This is a genomic window from Agrococcus sp. DT81.2 (assembly GCF_049844935.1).
Lineage (GTDB): Bacteria > Actinomycetota > Actinomycetes > Actinomycetales > Microbacteriaceae > Agrococcus.
The window spans coordinates 228,814-245,101 of the sequence record NZ_JBNCLZ010000003.1 but is presented as its reverse complement, the minus strand read 5'-3'; the positions used below and the strand labels follow the sequence as shown (position 1 = coordinate 245,101).

General features: G+C 72.4%; 15 protein-coding genes and 1 tRNA gene. 7 read left to right on the top strand and 9 right to left on the bottom strand.

Annotated features, from left to right (window positions below):
* The first annotated feature begins 10 nt into the window (after window positions 1-10).
* A complete protein-coding gene (locus tag ACLQ21_RS07575; protein WP_425662641.1) occupies window positions 11-1,906 on the top strand; it encodes a heavy metal translocating P-type ATPase in 1,896 nt (631 codons plus the stop codon).
* Here the strand turns inward: ACLQ21_RS07575 and surE are convergent, their stop codons facing one another.
* From surE to ACLQ21_RS07550, 5 genes are read right to left on the bottom strand one after another with little or no spacing between them, the layout of a single operon-like run.
* The gene (gene surE, locus ACLQ21_RS07570) at window positions 1,907-2,662 is read right to left on the bottom strand and encodes a 5'/3'-nucleotidase SurE (protein WP_425662640.1); all 756 of its coding nucleotides are present in this window, start codon (window positions 2,660-2,662) and stop codon (window positions 1,907-1,909) included.
* A complete protein-coding gene (locus tag ACLQ21_RS07565) occupies window positions 2,662-3,588 on the bottom strand; it encodes a 1-phosphofructokinase family hexose kinase (protein WP_425662639.1) in 927 nt (308 codons plus the stop codon). Before ACLQ21_RS07565 ends, surE begins: the two co-directional genes overlap by 1 nt.
* 39 nt (window positions 3,589-3,627) lie before the next feature.
* A complete protein-coding gene (locus ACLQ21_RS07560) occupies window positions 3,628-4,452 on the bottom strand; it encodes an ABC transporter permease (protein WP_425662638.1) in 825 nt (274 codons plus the stop codon).
* The gene (locus ACLQ21_RS07555; protein ID WP_425662637.1) at window positions 4,449-5,306 is read right to left on the bottom strand and encodes an ABC transporter permease; all 858 of its coding nucleotides are present in this window, start codon (window positions 5,304-5,306) and stop codon (window positions 4,449-4,451) included. The genes ACLQ21_RS07560 and ACLQ21_RS07555 overlap by 4 nt, the downstream gene beginning before the upstream one ends.
* Entirely contained in the window at window positions 5,303-6,229 is a 927-nt protein-coding gene (locus tag ACLQ21_RS07550) for an ABC transporter ATP-binding protein (protein ID WP_425662636.1), read from the bottom strand. Before ACLQ21_RS07550 ends, ACLQ21_RS07555 begins: the two co-directional genes overlap by 4 nt.
* Window positions 6,230-6,325: 96 nt before the next feature.
* On the opposite strand from ACLQ21_RS07550, the gene ACLQ21_RS07545 reads away from it, so the two are divergent.
* Genes ACLQ21_RS07545 through ACLQ21_RS07530 form a run of 4 tightly spaced genes read left to right on the top strand, consistent with a single transcriptional unit; the run spans window position 6,326 to window position 10,357 of the window.
* Window positions 6,326-6,529, top strand: a complete 204-nt coding sequence (locus tag ACLQ21_RS07545; protein ID WP_425662635.1) for an AsnC family protein — start codon at window positions 6,326-6,328, stop codon at window positions 6,527-6,529.
* Between the two features lie 51 nt (window positions 6,530-6,580).
* Window positions 6,581-8,365, top strand: coding sequence for an ABC transporter ATP-binding protein (locus tag ACLQ21_RS07540; protein WP_425662634.1), 1,785 nt, complete (start codon window positions 6,581-6,583; stop codon window positions 8,363-8,365).
* Window positions 8,366-8,375: 10 nt separating this feature from the next.
* Window positions 8,376-9,398, top strand: coding sequence for an NAD(P)H-dependent flavin oxidoreductase (locus ACLQ21_RS07535; RefSeq protein WP_425662633.1), 1,023 nt, complete (start codon window positions 8,376-8,378; stop codon window positions 9,396-9,398).
* Between the two features lie 47 nt (window positions 9,399-9,445).
* On the top strand, window positions 9,446-10,357 hold the full coding sequence (locus ACLQ21_RS07530) for an NADP-dependent oxidoreductase (RefSeq protein WP_425662632.1): 912 nt from the start codon (window positions 9,446-9,448) through the stop codon (window positions 10,355-10,357).
* Between the two features lie 45 nt (window positions 10,358-10,402).
* Here ACLQ21_RS07530 and ACLQ21_RS07525 read toward each other — a convergent pair whose 3' ends face one another.
* The 3 genes from ACLQ21_RS07525 to ACLQ21_RS07515 form a co-directional block, all read right to left on the bottom strand.
* Window positions 10,403-11,887, bottom strand: a complete 1,485-nt coding sequence (locus tag ACLQ21_RS07525; RefSeq protein ID WP_425662631.1) for an NAD-dependent succinate-semialdehyde dehydrogenase — start codon at window positions 11,885-11,887, stop codon at window positions 10,403-10,405.
* A gap of 84 nt (window positions 11,888-11,971) precedes the next feature.
* Window positions 11,972-14,185: an MMPL family transporter gene (locus ACLQ21_RS07520; protein ID WP_425662630.1), complete on the bottom strand. Its 2,214-nt coding sequence runs from the start codon at window positions 14,183-14,185 to the stop codon at window positions 11,972-11,974.
* Between the two features lie 67 nt (window positions 14,186-14,252).
* A complete protein-coding gene (locus ACLQ21_RS07515; RefSeq protein ID WP_425662629.1) occupies window positions 14,253-14,825 on the bottom strand; it encodes an isochorismatase family protein in 573 nt (190 codons plus the stop codon).
* 151 nt (window positions 14,826-14,976) lie between these two features.
* On the opposite strand from ACLQ21_RS07515, the gene ACLQ21_RS07510 reads away from it, so the two are divergent.
* Together ACLQ21_RS07510 and ACLQ21_RS07505 are read left to right on the top strand one after the other, a co-directional pair.
* Window positions 14,977-15,150, top strand: a complete 174-nt coding sequence (locus ACLQ21_RS07510; protein WP_425662628.1) for a hypothetical protein — start codon at window positions 14,977-14,979, stop codon at window positions 15,148-15,150.
* A gap of 112 nt (window positions 15,151-15,262) precedes the next feature.
* Window positions 15,263-16,147: a CPBP family intramembrane glutamic endopeptidase gene (locus tag ACLQ21_RS07505; RefSeq protein WP_425662627.1), complete on the top strand. Its 885-nt coding sequence runs from the start codon at window positions 15,263-15,265 to the stop codon at window positions 16,145-16,147.
* Window positions 16,148-16,212: 65 nt separating this feature from the next.
* Here the strand turns inward: ACLQ21_RS07505 and ACLQ21_RS07500 are convergent.
* Window positions 16,213-16,288: transfer RNA gene (locus ACLQ21_RS07500), tRNA-Thr, on the bottom strand.

Genomic DNA, 16,288 nt, shown 5'->3' with positions numbered 1-16,288 from the left:
GACTGGGCCCATGCTCTGGATCCGGCGCGCCGTCCGACGCTACCCGCTCGTCGCGGTCACGCTCGTCATCGGCCTCGCGGCGGCGGGCGCTGCGCTCGGCGGTGCGCCCGAGGTGGCACGGTGGCTGTGCACCGGCTGGGCGATCGTGGTCGGCACGATGCAAGCGGTGAGCATGGTGCGCGACCTGCTGCGCGGCCACTGGGGCCTCGACGTGCTCGCGGTGACCGCGATCGTCGCGACCCTGCTGGTGGGCGAGTACGTCGCGAGCCTCATCATCGTCCTGATGCTCACGGGCGGCGAGGCGCTCGAGGACTACGCGGCCGGGCGCGCTCGGCGCGAGCTCACGGCGCTGCTCGAGCGCGCCCCTCGGCTCGCGCACCGGCTCGGCCCGGACGACGAGCTCGAGGACATCCCGGCCTCCGAGGTGCGCGTGGGCGACGAGCTGCTGCTGCGCCCTGCCGAGATCGTGCCGGTGGACGCTGAGCTGCGCAGCGAGCACGCGGTCGTGGACGAGTCGTCGCTCACGGGCGAGAGCCTCCCGGTCGAGCTCGCCGCGGGCGACCGTCTGCTGAGCGGGTCGGTGAACGCCGAGCGCGCGGTGCGGATCCGCGCGGTCGCCACCGCCGCCGACAGCCAGTACCAGAGCATCGTGCGGCTCGTCGAGGAGGCAGCGGAGAGCCGGGCGCCGGTGGTGCGGCTGGCCGATCGGTACGCCGTGCCGTTCACGCTCGTCGCGCTCGTGATCGCGGGGGCGGCCTGGGCGCTCTCCGGCGACCCGGCGCGGTTCGCCGAGGTGCTCGTCGTCGCGACGCCCTGTCCGCTGCTGATCGCCGCGCCGGTCGCGTTCATGGGCGGCATGAGCCGCGCGGCGCGCAACGGCATCATCGTGAAGGGTGGCGGCGTGCTCGAGCAGCTCGCCGACGCGCGCACCGTCGTCTTCGACAAGACCGGCACGCTCACGACCGGCACTCCCTCGGTGGATGACGTCCGGGCCGTCGGCGGCTTCACGCCCGGCATGGTGCTGCAGCTGGCGGCGTCTGCCGAGCAGTACTCGTCGCACGTGCTGGCGGCATCGGTCATGCACGCGGCGCGCGACCGCGGGCTCGCGCTGCGCGAGGCGAGCGCGGCGTCGGAGCATGCCACCGCCGGCGTGCTCGCCACCATCGACGGGCGGGCGGTGGCGGTCGGCAAGCTCTCGTTCATCCGCGAGCTCGCGCCCGAGGCGACGGCGACCGAGCTCGAGAGCGGCGAGCTCGCGATCTATGTGGCGCTCGACGGCCGCTTCGCCGGCGCGATCGTGGCGCGCGACAGCATCCGCCCGAACGCGGCCGCCACCATCGGAGCGCTCGCCAGCCTCGGGCTGCGCGACTCGATCATGCTCACGGGCGACGCGTGGCCCACGGCTCGGCACGTGGCGGCCGAGCTCGGCATCGGCGAGGTGCAGGCCGAGTGCCTCCCCGCCGACAAGGTCGATGCGGTTCGTGCCGTCGAGCGGCGGCCCGTGATGATGGTGGGCGACGGCGTGAACGACGCGCCCGTGCTCGCGGCCGCGGATGTGGGGGTCGCCATGGGCGCGAAGGGTGCCACGGCGGCAAGCGAGTCGGCGGACGTCGTGATCATGCTCGACGACATCTCGCGCGTGGCCCGTGCCGTGCGCATCGGGCGCGACACCAAGCGCATCGCGCTGCAGAGCATCTGGCTGGGCATCGTCATCAGCCTGGCGCTCATGCTGGTCGCGGCGTCCGGCGCCATCCCGGCCACCGCCGGCGCGCTCGCGCAAGAGGCGGTCGACCTGGTGACGATCCTGTGGGCACTGCGGGCGATCGCACGGCGGGCGGACGCGGCCGCGCACCGAGAGCCGCGTGCGACGCCGATCGAGCGGGGCGGAGCCGTGCCCGCGCGCTGATCAGGCGTTGCGCTCGGCGATCGTCCGCACGGAGGTGATCGTCGCGTACCCCGCTGCGAGCCGCTCCATGTCCGAGCCGGGCGCCTCGGAAGCGCGATGCTCGCGGATCGACAGCCGCACCTCGTCGCCGGCCGGCTCGGTCATCGTGGTCTGCACGATGCCGAAGGGCGCGAGCGGCGCCTCGACGAGCTCGAGCCCGTCGGCATCCGCGACGTTCGGCACGTTGAGGTTCAGCACGGCGCCGGCCCGGTCGGCGAGCAGCATCCCCACCGCGCGCCGCGCGAGCGCCGCCGCGGTGTGCCAGTGCTGGGTGCCCCCGTCGACGAGGCCCACGTCCAGCGAGACCGCGAGCGCTCGCACCCCGCCCTGCCCTGCGGTGAGCGCTGCGCCGACGGTGCCGGAGTGCATGATGGCGCCGCCCACGTTCGCCCCTCGGTTGATGCCGCTCAGCACCACGTCGGGCACACCGCCGAACGAGCCGTGCAGGGCGAGCAGTGTGATGAGCGCGGGCGCGGCGTGGACCGCGTAGGCCTCGGCGAAACCCGGCACGCTGCGCCGCTCCGAGCGCACCGTGCCCTTGCCCCCGGCCGCGGTGACGGCGGTGCCCTGCGTGGCGATGATGGATGCGCTGGCACCGGAGTGCTCGTGGGCCGGGGCCGCGATGACCACCTCGAGCCCCGCATCCGCCGCCGCCCGCGCGAGCGCGGCGAGCCCCGGCGAGTCGATGCCGTCGTCGTTCGTGATGAGTGCCCGCATCAGTCCTCCTCGATCGCTTCCAGCTGCACCTGCTCGGCGATCGCGCGGATCGCCTCCGCGTCGCCCGTGCCGAGCCCGCGCCTCGTCGCGTTGACCGCGCCGGCCGCGGCGCCCATCCGGATGGCCTCGTCCTGCGGCCCGCCGGATGCCAGCACGGCCGCGACGCCGGCGCCGTAGGAGTCGCCGGCACCGCGCGTGTCGACGGGCTCGAGCTGCGGCGCCGACACGCGCCAGGCGCCCGCGTCGCCCACGACGACCGAGCCGGCGTCGGCGCGCGTCACCGCGACGAGGCTGATGCCGGAGTCGTGGAGCTCCCGCGCCGCCGCGACGAGCTGCGCCTCGTCGTCGCCGTCGTCCACCCTGCCGTCGTCGACCAGCTCCTCGTGGCTCACCTTCAGCACGTCGACGCCGCCCTCGAGCGCCGCTTCGAGCCTCGGTCCGGCGAGGTCGACGAGCACCGGCCTCCCGAGCGCGCGCACGTCGCTCGCGAGGCGCCGGTAGACGTCGGGCTCCAGCACGTCGTCGCCGTCCGGCCCGGAGAGGATCACGAGATCGGCGTCCGCGGCCGCCCGCAGGGTGGCGGAGTAGAGGTCGTCGAGCGCGTGGCGGTCGAGCCGCTCGCCGTCCTCCTCGACGACCGCGGTGCGCTCGCCGCCGCGACGGTCGTGCACGTACGCCGGGCTCACGCCCTCCCGCTCGATCGCGACGACCTCGAACCCCTCGCCGTCCAGCAGGTGCCGGACGATGCCGCCGACCTCGCCGGTGACGGTGCAGGACAGCACGACGTCGACGCCGAGCGCCGTCAGCATCCGCGCCTGCCAGACGCCCTGGCCGCCGACATGGACGTGCACGTCGGCCTCGTCGCGGAGGTCCTCGATCGTCACGGTCAAGGTCGGGGCGGGGGCGAACACGAGCACTCGAGCCATGCCCGCAAGCCTAGGGATCGAGCCTGGACGCGACCGGAGTCAGCGCAGGAAGAGCGCCCGGAGCCGCACGGTGGTGAACCAGAGGCCGAACACGATCATGACCGCGAAGTACACGAGGTGCAGCACGATCGACGGCTGGATCAACCCGGTCGTCAGCTGCCGGATCATGTCGACGCCGTGCCACAGCGGCATCGCCTGGATCACCCACTGCACGCCCTGCGGGTAGACCTCGATCGGGAAGAACGTGGCCGAGAGCAGGAACATCGGCATCATGACGAAGTACACGTAGTCGAGGTGCTGGAACGTCTTCATGTAGCTCGTCACGGCCATCCCGAACGAGGCGAAGCCGAACGCGATGATGAGCGCAGCGGGGATCGCGAGGATCGCGGTCCATGACAGGTTGAGGCCCATGAGCGTCGTCACGAGCATGAAGCCGCTCGCGTAGAGCAGGCCGCGGAACAGGGCGAGCAGGATCTCGCCGAGGGCGACGTCGAGCGGGCCGAGCGACGTCGAGAGCATCTGCTGGTAGAGCTTCGCGAAGTTCATCTTGAAGAAGACGTTCATCGTCGAGTCGTAGACCGCGCCGTTCATCGCGCTCACGGCCATGAGCGCCGGCGCGATGTAGGCGGCGTACGGCACGTCGACGCCGTAGAACTCGACCGTGCCGATGAGCGCGCCCAGGCCGATGCCCATCGACAGCAGGTAGAAGACCGGCTCGAAGAAGCCGGTGAGCACGATGAGCCAGTTGTTGCGCGCGATCACCTGCAGCCCGCGGGCGACGACCGACCGCGTGTTGCCGGCGTAGAGGCCGCGGAGCGGCCCGCGGATCGTGGGCGCCGGCGCCTCGAGCAGCTGCTCGGTCACTTGTCGAGCCTCTTCCGGAAGGTGCGGATGGAGAGCAGGCACGTCACGAGCGCGACGGCCGCGAGGAAGCCCACGTGCAGGAGCAGCATCGCCGGCGGCAGCGGAGCGCCGTAGAGCACACCGCGGCCGAGCTCGGCCGCGTGCCACAGCGGGGAGATCCAGCCGATCCACTGCAGGAACAGCGGCAGCGTCTCGAGCGGGAAGTAGGTGCCCGAGAACAGCGTGAGCGGCACGACGACGAAGCGCTCGATGAACGACAGCTGCCCGCGGTCCTCCGTCTGCGTCGCCACCCACGACATGACGGCGAAGCCGACGGTCGTCGCCATCAGCAGACCGATGGGGATGAGCAGCAGCGCGCCGAGCGGGTCGCCGATGCCGAACAGCACCATCACCAGGCTGAACGCCACGAGCGACACGAGCACGCGCACGAGCACGGCCACCTGGAAGCCGATCACGATGTGCGCGGGGCCGATGGGCGTGCCGTTCATCGCGAAGAACATCGGGAACCACTTGAACCCGCCGAAGACGCCGTAGGTGTTCTCCTGCGACGCCGTCTGCATCGCCCCCGCCATCGAGAGCGCGGGGGCGAGGAACACGAGGTACGGCACGCCCTCGACGCCCTCCGAGCCGCGGTTGGCGTCGACGAGCAGCCCGAGCCCCACGCCGAGGCCGATGAGGAACAGGAAGGGCGAGCCGAGCCCGATGAGGACCGCCGAGGCGACGTACGAGCGCATGGCGCGGATGCGGTGCTCGGCGACGAACCACCAGCCCCAGACGCGCGAGGTGCGCGCGACCGCGACATGGTCGACCCCGCCCACATCGACGAGGCCGTGGCTCTGCACGTGCGCGCTCATTCGATCAGCGACCTTCCGGTGAGTCGCAGGAAGACGTCCTCGAGGCTCGAGCGGCGCACGAGGCTCGTGATCGGCTGCAGGCCGCGCTCGTGCACCGCCGACATCGCTGCGTCGCCGTCGTCGTCGTAGACCAGCACGCGGTCGGGCAGCACCTCGATGCGCGAGCCGATGCCCTCGATCCGGGTCGCGGCCTCGGCGTTGCGGCTGGAGCCGAAGCGCACCTCGAGCACCTCGCGCGTCGAGTACTGCCGGATGAGCGCGGCCGGACTGCCCTCGGCGACGATCGCGCCCTTGTCGACGACGACCAGCCGGTCGCACAGCTGCTCGGCCTCGTCCATGTAGTGCGTCGTGAGCACGAGCGTCGTGCCCTCCTCCTTGAGCCGGAAGAGGCGGTCCCACAGCACGTGGCGCGCCTGCGGGTCGAGACCGGTGGTGGGCTCGTCGAGCAGCATGGCCTTCGGGCTGTTGATGAGGCCGCGCGCGATGGTGAGGCGGCGCTTCATGCCGCCCGAGAGGCCGTCGACGCGCGCCTTGCGCTTGTCGGTGAGCTGCGCGAACTCGAGCAGCTCCTCGGCCCGCCGCTTGACGTAGTGCAGCGGCAGGCCGAAGTAGCGGCCGTAGACGATGAGGTTGTCGATGACCCGCAGCTCCTCGTCGAGCTGGTCAGCCTGCGGCACGATGCCGAGCTGGGCGCGGATCTCGGGGCCGTGGCTCTCGGGGTCGAAGCCGAGCACCTGCAGCTCGCCGGACGTCCGCGTCGAGGTGGCCGCGATCATCCGCATCGTCGTCGACTTGCCCGCACCGTTCGGCCCGAGGAACCCGAACGCCTCCCCCGGCTCGATCGCGAAGTCGATGCCGTCGACCGCGGTGAACGCGCCGTACTGCTTGCGGAGGCCCTTGGCCTCGATCACGGGTGCTGGCACGAGAACCTACGGTAGCCCCCGCCACCCACTGACAGCACCGCGCTCGACTTGTCAACCGCAGTTGACACATCCCCGCGTGTCAACCAAGATTGACACATGGACAAGGTCACGGCATCGTCGGAGCGGCCACTGGGGGTGCTCGAGCTGCTCTCGGAGGCGGCCGCCGCGCGCCGCGAGATCGAGCGCGAGGAGTCGGCGCTCGTCAGGCGCGCGAGAATGGAGGGGTTCCCCTGGCAGGCGATCGCCGACGCGCTCGGCGTCACCCGCCAGGCGGTCCACAAGAAGCACGGCAAGCGGTGATCGGGACGGTGCGGTGATCAGGACAGTGCAGCAGATGGGACAGTGCGGCGGATGAGCGAGCGACGACAGATGTTCGGCAGACGGCGCGGCGCGGATGACGGGCCGCGCGCGAGCGTGCGCGACCTGCTGCCCTACCTGTTCCCCAAGAAGGGACTGCTGGCCGGCGCGATCGTGCTCTCGGTGCTCGGCGCGGGCTTCGCGCTCGCGCAGCCCGCGCTCGCGCAGGAGCTCATCGCGCGAGTCGAGCAGGAGCGGCCGCTCGCGTGGCTGCCCGTGCTGCTGCTCGTGATCGTCGTGGTCGGCGCGGTGCTCGACGGCTTCCAGCACTTCCTGCTGCAGGTGCTCGGTGAGCACGTCGTGCTGCGCACTCGGCGGACGCTCGTCGCGCGCATGCTGCGGCTCCCGATCGCGCAGTTCGACGAGCGGCGCATCGGCGACCTCGTCAGTCGCGTCGGCAGCGACACGACGCTGCTGCGCGCCGTGCTCACGCAGGGCCTCGTGGAGTCGATCGGCGGGGTGCTCACGCTCGTCGGCGCCGTCATCGCGATGCTCATCATCGATCCGCTGCTGCTCGGCCTGACCGTGCTCGTGCTCGCCGGCGCCATCGCCGCGATGCTCGCCGTCATGCCCATGCTCACGCGCGCGTCGCGGCAGGCGCAGGAGCAGGTCGGCCACCTCACGAGCGCGCTCGAGCGCGCGATCAGCGCCGTGCGCACCGTGCGCGCGGCCGGCGCGACCGCGCGAGAGGCTGCGGCCATCGACGAGCGCTCCGCCGGCGCCTTCGACGCGGGCGTGCGCGTGGCGCGGATCTCTGCGCTCGTCGTGCCGCTCTTCGGCGTCGCGCTGCAGCTGGCGTTCCTCGTCGTGCTCGGCGTCGGCGGGCTGCGCGTCGCGACCGGCGAGATCGGCATCGCGCAGCTCGTCGGCTTCCTGCTGTTCCTCTTCCTCATGATCATGCCGCTCGGCCAGCTGGCCGGCGCGATCTCAGCCGTGAGCGTCGCGCTCGGCGCGCTCGGGCGCATCCAGGAGATCGTGCGGCTGCCCGGCGAGGCGGATGCCGACGCCGAGGTCGCGCTCGTGCCGCGCCCGGGTGCGGCCATGGTCGCGTTCGACGGCGTGACGTTCGCCTACCCGTCGACGGACGAGCCGCGCACCGTGCTCGAGGAGGTGTCGTTCTCCGTGCCAGCGGGCTCCCGCACGGCGCTCGTCGGCCCCTCCGGCGCCGGCAAGTCGACCACCTTCGCGCTCATCGAGCGGTTCTACGACGTGACGGGCGGCCGGGTCCTCGTCGGCGGCGCCGACGTGCGCGAGGTGGACCGCGAGTCGCTGCGCGCGCTCATCGGCTACGTCGAGCAGGACGCGCCGGTGCTGGCCGGCTCCCTGCGCGACAACCTCCGGCTCGGTGCCCCCGACGCGACCGACGAGCAGCTGCTCGCGGCGCTCGAGGCCGTGAACCTCGGCGACCTCGTGCGGCGTGCGAGCGCCGGCCTCGGCGCAGAGGTGGGCGAGGGCGGTGTGCTGCTCTCGGGCGGCGAGCGGCAGCGCCTCGCGATCGCGCGCGCGCTGCTCGCAGCGACGCCCATCCTGCTGCTCGACGAGTCGACCGCCAACCTCGACGCCCGCAACGAGGCGTCGCTCAAGGCCGCGCTCGACGTCGCGAGCGAGGGTCGCACGACGCTCGTGATCGCGCACCGCCTTGCGACGGTCGTCGACGCGGACCAGATCGTGGTGCTCGACGGCGGTCGGGTGCTCGCGCGAGGCACGCACGCCGAGCTGCTCGACGCGTCGCCGCTCTACCGGGAGCTCGCCGCCCACCAGCTGCTCGCACCCGCCTGATCGGAGCCCCATGACCGGACGACTGCTCGATGCCCCGCTGCCGCTCGCGGCCGCACCGATGGCCGGGGGCCCGACCTCCCTCGCGCTCGTGCGGGCCGCCGCCGAGGCGGGCGCCTTCCCCTTCCTCGCCGGCGGCTACAAGGCCCCTGCCGCGATGGCGGAGGAGGTGCTGCAGGCTCGGGCGCTCGGCACCGCCTTCGGCGTCAATCTCTTCGTGCCGTCGCCGGCACCGATCGATCTCGAGGCCTTCCACGCCTACGCCGCGGAGCTGCAGCCGGAGGCCGACGCCTACGGGCTGCGCCTCGACCCCGACCCGGTCGGCGACGACGATCACTGGCGGGACAAGCTCGCACTGCTCCTCGAGCATCCGGTCCCGGTCGTCTCGTTCACCTTCGGGCTGCCATCCCCCGCCGACGTCGCGGCGCTCCAGCGAGCGGGAACTCGCGTGCTCGCCAGCATCACCTCGCCAGACGAGGCCCGTGCCGCCGCTGCCGTCGGCGTCGACGGGCTCGTCGCGCAGGGCAGCGGCGCGGGAGGCCACTCGGCTCGCCACGATCCCGCGAGTGCGGCTCCGCCGGTCGGCACCGACGAGCTCGTGCGCGCCGTGCGGCTCGCGGTCGACCTGCCCGTGATCGCCGCAGGCGGCGTCGACGGGCCGGATGCGGTGCGCACGCTCCTGGCAGCGGGCGCGCAGGCAGTCGCGGTCGGGACCATGCTCCTGCGCACGGATGAGGCGGGGACGTCGCCGACGCATCGCGCCGCCCTGCGCGACCCGCGGTTCAGCGAGACCGTCGTCACGCGAGCCTTCACCGGGCGCCCTGCCCGCGCGCTGCGCAACGCGTTCATCGACCGTCACGATGCCGGTGCGCCCGTCGCCTACCCCGCGGTGCACCACCTCACCCGCGCGCTGCGGCAGGCAGCGGCGAAGGCGGGCGACGCCGACAGGCTGCACCTGTGGGCGGGCTCGGGCCACCGCAGCGCCCCTGACGGTCCTGCCGCCGAGGTGCTGCGGTGGCTCGCGCAGGCCCGGTGAGCGGGAGCACCGCTGGGCTGGATGCCCGTGGCAGCAGCGTGAGCGGCATGCGACGCGTGATGCACGAGCGGTTCGGCGGCCCCGAGGTGCTGGAGCTCCGCGAGGTCGACGAGCCGCATGCGGGGTCGGGCGAGGTGCGCATCCGGGTCGAGGCCGCAGCGCTCAACCCGGTGGACTGGAAGATCTTCAGCGGCGGTCCCGCCGCCGCGGCGCGCGGGCTGCGACCGCCACTGGGTGTCGGCAACGACATCGCGGGCACGATCGATGAGATCGGACCCGAGGTCGACGGATGGGCGGTCGGCGACCGCGTCTTCGGCTCGGCCCGCACCCGGGCGCTGCAGGATCGCACGGTGGTCGATCCGGCGGTGGAGCGCCTCGCGCGCATGCCTGCCGGGCTCGACCCCGCGGTCGCCGCGAGCCTCGTCGTCGCCGGTCGCACCGCATGGGACGGCGTCGAGCAGCTGCTCGAGCGGCCGGGTGAGACCGTCTTCATCAACGGCGCGGCTGGCGGCGTCGGCCAGCTCGCGGTGCAGCTCGCGGAACGGCGGGGTGCGCGGGTGATCGGCTCGGCGAGCGAGCGCAACTTCGCGTTCCTCCGCTCGCTCGGCGCCGAGCCGGTCGCCTACGGCAAGGGCCTCGCCGAGCGGCTCGAGGCGATGCTGCCGATCGATGCATGCTTCGACTGCGCCGGCGCCGACGGCATCGCCGCAGCGCTCGAGGTGGGCGTGCCCGTCGAGCGGTGCATCGCGATCGCCGAGAAGGGCGCGCACGGCGCCCGCGGGGTCGCGGGCGACCTCGCGCTGACCGGCGCCCTCGACGAGCTCGCGCAGCTCGCCGCGACCGGTGAGCTCGTCGTGGCGATCGAGCAGCGCTACGCGCTCGAGGCGTTCCGCGAGGCGTACGAGCACCTCATGGAGGGGCATGTGCGCGGCAAGCTCGTCATCGAGCTCGCGCAGTGAGGGCCCGCGACCGGTGTCGGTCGCGGGCCCCCAGCAACGCGATGCTCAGGCGTAGGGGTTGGGCATGAGCGTGTACTTGGTCTCGAGGTACTCGTGGATGCCCTCCGCGCCGCCCTCGCGGCCGAGGCCCGACTGCTTGACGCCGCCGAAGGGGCCAGCGGCGTTGGAGACGACGCCGACGTTCAGGCCCATCATGCCGGTGTCGATGCGGTCGATCATGCGCTGGCCGCGCTTGGTGTCCTCGGTGAAGACGTAGCCGACCAGGCCGTACTCGGTCGCGTTCGCGAGCCGGACGGCGTCGTCCTCGGTGGCGAAGCGCTGGATCGCGACGACCGGGCCGAAGATCTCCTCGATCGAGACGGCCATCTCGGCGGTCACGTCGTCGAGCACTGTCGGCTGGAAGAACGAGCCGGGCCCGTCGATCGCCTTGCCGCCGGTGACGAGCGTCGCGCCGTCGGCGACGGCGGAGTCGACGAGCCGCACGGCGTTGTCGACGGCCTTGTCCTCGACGAGCGGGCCGATGGTGACGCCCTCCTCGGTCCCGCGGCCGATCTTCATCGCCTTGACGGCATCCCCGACGCGCTTCGAGAACTCGTCGGCGACCGACTCGTGCACGATGAACCGGTTCGCGGCGGTGCAGGCCTGGCCGATGTTGCGGAACTTCGCCAGCAGCGCGCCCTCCACGGCCTTGTCGAGGTCCGCATCCTCGAACACGACGAACGGCGCGTTGCCGCCGAGCTCCATCGACGCCTTCAGCACGTTGTCCGCGGCCTGCTTCAGCAGTTGCACGCCGACCGGGGTCGAACCGGTGAACGAGACCTTCCGCAGCCGCGGGTCGGCGAGCAGCCGCTCCGAGAGCGCGCCGGTCGACTTCGTCGTGATGACGTTGACGACACCCTTGGGCAGCCCCGCCTCCTCCAGCAGCGCCACGAGCGCGAGCGTGGTCAGCGGCGTGAGCGTTGCGGGCTTGACGACCGCGGTGCAGCCGGCGGCCAGCGCCGGGCCGAGCTTGCGGGTGGCCATCGCGAGCGGGAAGTTCCAAGGCGTGATGAGGAAGCACGGGCCCACGGGGCGGTGGGTGACGATCATCTGCCCGGTGCCCTCGGGCGTCATCGTGTAGCGCCCGTCGATGCGCACGGCCTCCTCCGAGAACCAGCGCAGGAACTCGCCGCCGTAGGCGACCTCGCCGCGCGCCTCCGCGAGCGGCTTGCCCATCTCGAGCGTCATGAGGAGCGCGAACTCCTCCTTGCGCTCCTGCAGCAGGTCGAACGCCTTGCGGAGGATCTCGCCTCGCACGCGCGCAGGCGTGCGGCCCCACGCCTCCTGCGCTTCCACGGCGGCGTCGAGCGCGCGGACGCCGTCCTCGACCGAGCCGTTCGCGATCTGCTTGATGACCTCGCCAGTCGCGGGATCACGCACGTCGATCGTGCCCTGTTCGCCGTCGATCCACTCGCCGCCGATGAACAGCTGGCCGTGGACGCCGTCGAGCACCTGCGACTCGCTGCTGGCGGTTTCGGTGGTGACGCTCATGGGGACTCCTTCGTCGAGGTGCACGAATGATCGTATACGATCCTACGGCGAGCGCGCCGCGACCGGTCGATCCAAGCTCTCAGCCTACGCGCCGACGCGTTCCTTGGCGTGCGCTCCGTGCTCGCGCGGCGGCGCGAAGGCTGCCTTCGGCTCGCGCGCGAGCTTCGACGGCCACCAGGTCTTCGGCCCGATCTCGAGCGCGAGCGCGGGCACGAGGAGCGAACGCACGAGCGTCGTGTCGATGAGCACGCCGAGCGCCACGATGATGGCGAGCTGCAGCAGGAACAGCACCGGGATCACGCCGAGCGCCGCGAACGTCGCCGCGAGCACGATGCCCGCCGAAGTGATGACGCCGCCCGTCACGCGGAGCCCTCGCAGCACACCGCGGCGGTGGCCGATCGCCGCCACTTCCTCCCGCACCCGGGTCATGAGGAAGATGTTGTAGTCGACGCCGAGCGCCACGAGGAAGACGAAGGCGAACAGCGGCACCGACGGGTCCATGGCCGGGATGCCGAGCGCCGAGAGGATGAGCGCACCGACCCCCAGCGCGGTGCCGTAGGAGAGCACGGTGGTCGCGAGCAGCAGCAGCGCGGCGACGATCGAGCGCAGCAGCAGCATGAGGATGAGCGAGATCACCGCGAGCACGATGGGGATGATCAGCACGAGGTCGCGCGTCGCCGCGTCGTTCGTGTCGATCGCGGTCGCTGTCGGTCCGCCCACGATGGCGTCGGGCGACGCCTCGTGCGCGACGTCCCGGAGCTCCCGGACGACCGCCTGCGCGGCGTCGGAGTCGGGCGCGTCGACGAGTGTCGCCTGCAGCAGCACTCGCCCGTCGACGACCGTCGGCGTCGCCGCCGCGAAGGGCGACCGCGGATCGACCGGCAGCGGGATGGTGCCCGACGGCGAGTCCTCGCTCGAAACCGCGACGCTCTCGACGCCCTCGACCTCCGCGAGCGCCTCGGCGACCGCATCCTGGTCTCCCTCGGGCACGACGACCTGTGTCGGGCTCCCCGAGCCGCCCGGGTAGTGCGCGGAGAGCAGCTCCTGGCCGTCGCGGGCCTCTGACTCGCCCACCACGAACTCGCTCGAGGGCACGCCGTTCGCCTGCAGCTGCGTGATGCCGGCGGCGCCGGCCGCGAGCACGAGGGCGGTCACGATCCAGACGGAGCGGCTGCGGCGGTCGACGAGGCGCGACACCGCGCCCCACAGGCCCTTGTCGTCGGCCTTCGTGCGCGGGCGCTCGGGCGTCGGGGCGACCGGCCAGAACGCGACGCGGCCGAAGGCGAGCAGGAGCGCCGGCAGCAGCGTGAGGCCGGCGAGGATCGACGTCGCGATGCCGATCGCCGCCACCGGGCCGAGCTGCTGATTGGTGACGAGGTCGCTGAGCAGCAGGCAGAGGAGCCCCGCGATGACGGTGCCGCCGGATGCGATGATCGGCTCGGTCGCTCCGCGGAGCGCAGCCAGCGTCGCCTCCCAGCGCGACCGCGTCTGGCCGAGCGCCTCGCGGAAGCGCGCGGTGTAGAGCAGCGCGTAGTCGGTCGCGGCGCCGACGACGAGGATGAAGAGGATGCCCTGCGTCTGGCCGCTGAGCGTCAGGATGCCGGCCTGCGCGAGCGCGAACACGATGAGGATGGCGAGGCAGAGTGCCGACACCGAGGTGAAGAGCACGAGCACCGGCAGCAGCGGCGAGCGGTAGACGAGCACGAGGATCACGAACACCGCCCCCAGCGCGACGAGCAGGAGCAGTCCGTCGATGCCTGCGAAGGCCGCGCCGATGTCGGCGCTGAAGCCGGCCGGGCCGGTGACCGCGGCCTGCACGCCCTCGCCGAGCTCGGTGCCGGCGACCTCGGCGCGCAGCTCCTCCGTGTAGGTCGTGAGCTCCTCGGAGGAGCCAGTGCCGTCGAGCAGGGCGACGATCTGCGCCGCCTGGCCGTCTTCGCTCGGCACCACCGGGGACGTCTCGACGACGCCGTCGAGCCCGGCGATCGTCTCCTGCAGCCCGGCGACCGCGTCGAGCGTGGATGCGTCGAGGTCGTCGTCGGCCGCGACCACGACGATCGCGGGCACCTCGTCGGCGCCCAGGAACTCGGGAAGGAGCGCCTGCACCTCGGTCGACTCGGCGCTCGCCGGGAGGAAGCTCGTCTGGTCGTTCGAGACGACCGTCGAGAGCTTGCCGAACGTCGGCCCGCCGATCCCCGCCGCGGCGAACCATCCGAGGATGAGGACGGCGGGGATCAGCACCCGCAGCCAGGCGGGCACCCTGCGAGCAGGCCGATCGGTCGAGCGCGACGAAGTCATGCAGACAGCCTACTTGTTGCAGGCTAACTAATCAACGTTGCCGTCAGCAGCCGCGTGCGGCCGCACGTCAGTGGCGGCGCACGACCTCCACGCCGCCGTCCCGCATCTCGTCGAGCGCCGTCTGCCGCGTCTCGGGCGACACCGCCGAGGTGAGCGCGTCGATGACCCGCACCTTGAGGCCCGCGAGCGCCGCGTCCAGTGCCGACGCCTTGACGCAGTAGTCCGTCGCGATGCCGACGACGTCGAGCTCGCCGATGCCCTGCTCCTCGAGCACCTCGCCGAGCGTCTCGTCATCGTCGGTCACGCCCTCGAAGGCCGAGTAGGCGGGCTTTCCCTGCCCCTTCTTCACGTGCACGTCGATCGCGAGGGCATCGAGCGCCGGGTGGTAGTCGGCGCCCGGCGTGCCCGCGACGCAGTGCACCGGCCACGTGTCGACGAAGTCGGGCGCGCCCGCTGCGAAGTGGCCGCCGTTGTCGTTGTCTGCGTCGTGCCAGTCCCGACTCGCGGCCACGAGCGCGTACTCGTGGGTGCGCAAGTGCTCCGAGATGGCGGCGGCGACGGCGGCGCCGCCCTCCGTGCCGAGGGCGCCGCCCTCGGTGAAGTCGTTCTGGACATCGACGATGAGGATGGCGCGGGTCATGCGCCAAGGCTAGGGCGATCCGCGCACCTGTCGCAGCGACCCCCTCCGCAGCACTCACGGCAGATCCACAGCGCACGGGCATCGCACGCGCCGACGGGAGCCCGGTAGCCTCCGGGCACCCGATGACCGCAAAGACCAAGGAGTGTGCACGATGAGCTTCCTCTCCAACCTCCGCAGGGCCATTCCGAAGGCCGGCCGTGGCGGCGCCAAGCGCGGCATGGGCACGCCGCGCCGCACCGGCTCACCGGCTGCCGGCAACGGCGGACGGAGCTCGATCCTCAGCACGGCGCTCAGCTGGATCGGCGGCAGAGGGCGGCGCCGCTGACACGGTGACGCGGACGCCCGCGTGGGCGGAACTCACCCGTGGTGCACGGGCCGCGGAAGCGGGACGGTAGTCGTCGACAGGAACCGGTGCGAGCACAGGGAGAGTCGCCGACATGTCGTCCACAGCGTCGTCGTCCGCTCCGTCGCCCGAGCGCGGTGGGAACGCCCCTCGCGAGGGCTGGACCGCCAGGCATCAGCTCTCGCTCTTCTTCGCCCTGGCGTTCCTGCTGTCGTGGGCCGTGTGGCCGTTCGTGCTGCTGGAGCCCGACAGCAGCCCCATGGTGCCGTTCGGTCCTACGATCGCGGCGCTCGTCGTCACCGCCCTCGTCGGAGGCTGGCGCGCGATCGGCGGCCTGCTGCAGCAGCTCGCCCGCTGGCGCGTGCATCCCTTGTGGTACGCGATCGCCGTGCTCGGTCCGTTCGCGCTGACGAGCCTGGCCGCTGCGGCCGTCGTGGCAGGGGGAGCACCGTCGCCGGATTGGAGTGCCTACACGGACTGGAGCGGGCTGCTGGTCACGCTGCTGTCGACCGCAGCCATCGTGGGGCTCTTCGAGGAGCCGGGCTGGCGCGGCTATGCGCTGCCGATGCTGCAGCGCGATCGCTCCGCGCTCACCGCGGCCGTCCTGCTCGGGGTGGTCTGGGCCGTCTGGCACCTGCCGGAGCTCATCTCCGACGCGGGCGAGCGCGAGCCTGTCCCCTATCTCATCGCAGTCGTCGCGTGGTCGGTCGTGCTGGCCTGGGTCTACAACAGCACCGGGGGCAGTCTGCTGCTCGTCATCCTGATGCACGCAGCGGTCAACACCTCGATGAAGTTCCTGATGCCGACGTTCGGCGTCGACCACTACGACAACGCGTTCTGGGCGATGGCGGCCGTGTGGACGGCGGCCGCTGCGGCGATCGTCGCGGTGGCCGGCCACCGTCGGCTCAGCACCGAGCTCAGGCTGCGGAGGACAAGCGGCTCGCGCGGCCGGAGGCGGCAGACGACCGGCACGAGCTGAAGCCAGGCGAACGACGAACTCCCGCGAGCGACCGGTGCACATCCGGTGACTGCGGGAGTCCGTTCTGGTGCCGCCTCGGAGAATCGAACTCCGGACCTATTCATTACGAGTGAATCGCTCTGCCGACTGAGCTAAGGCGGC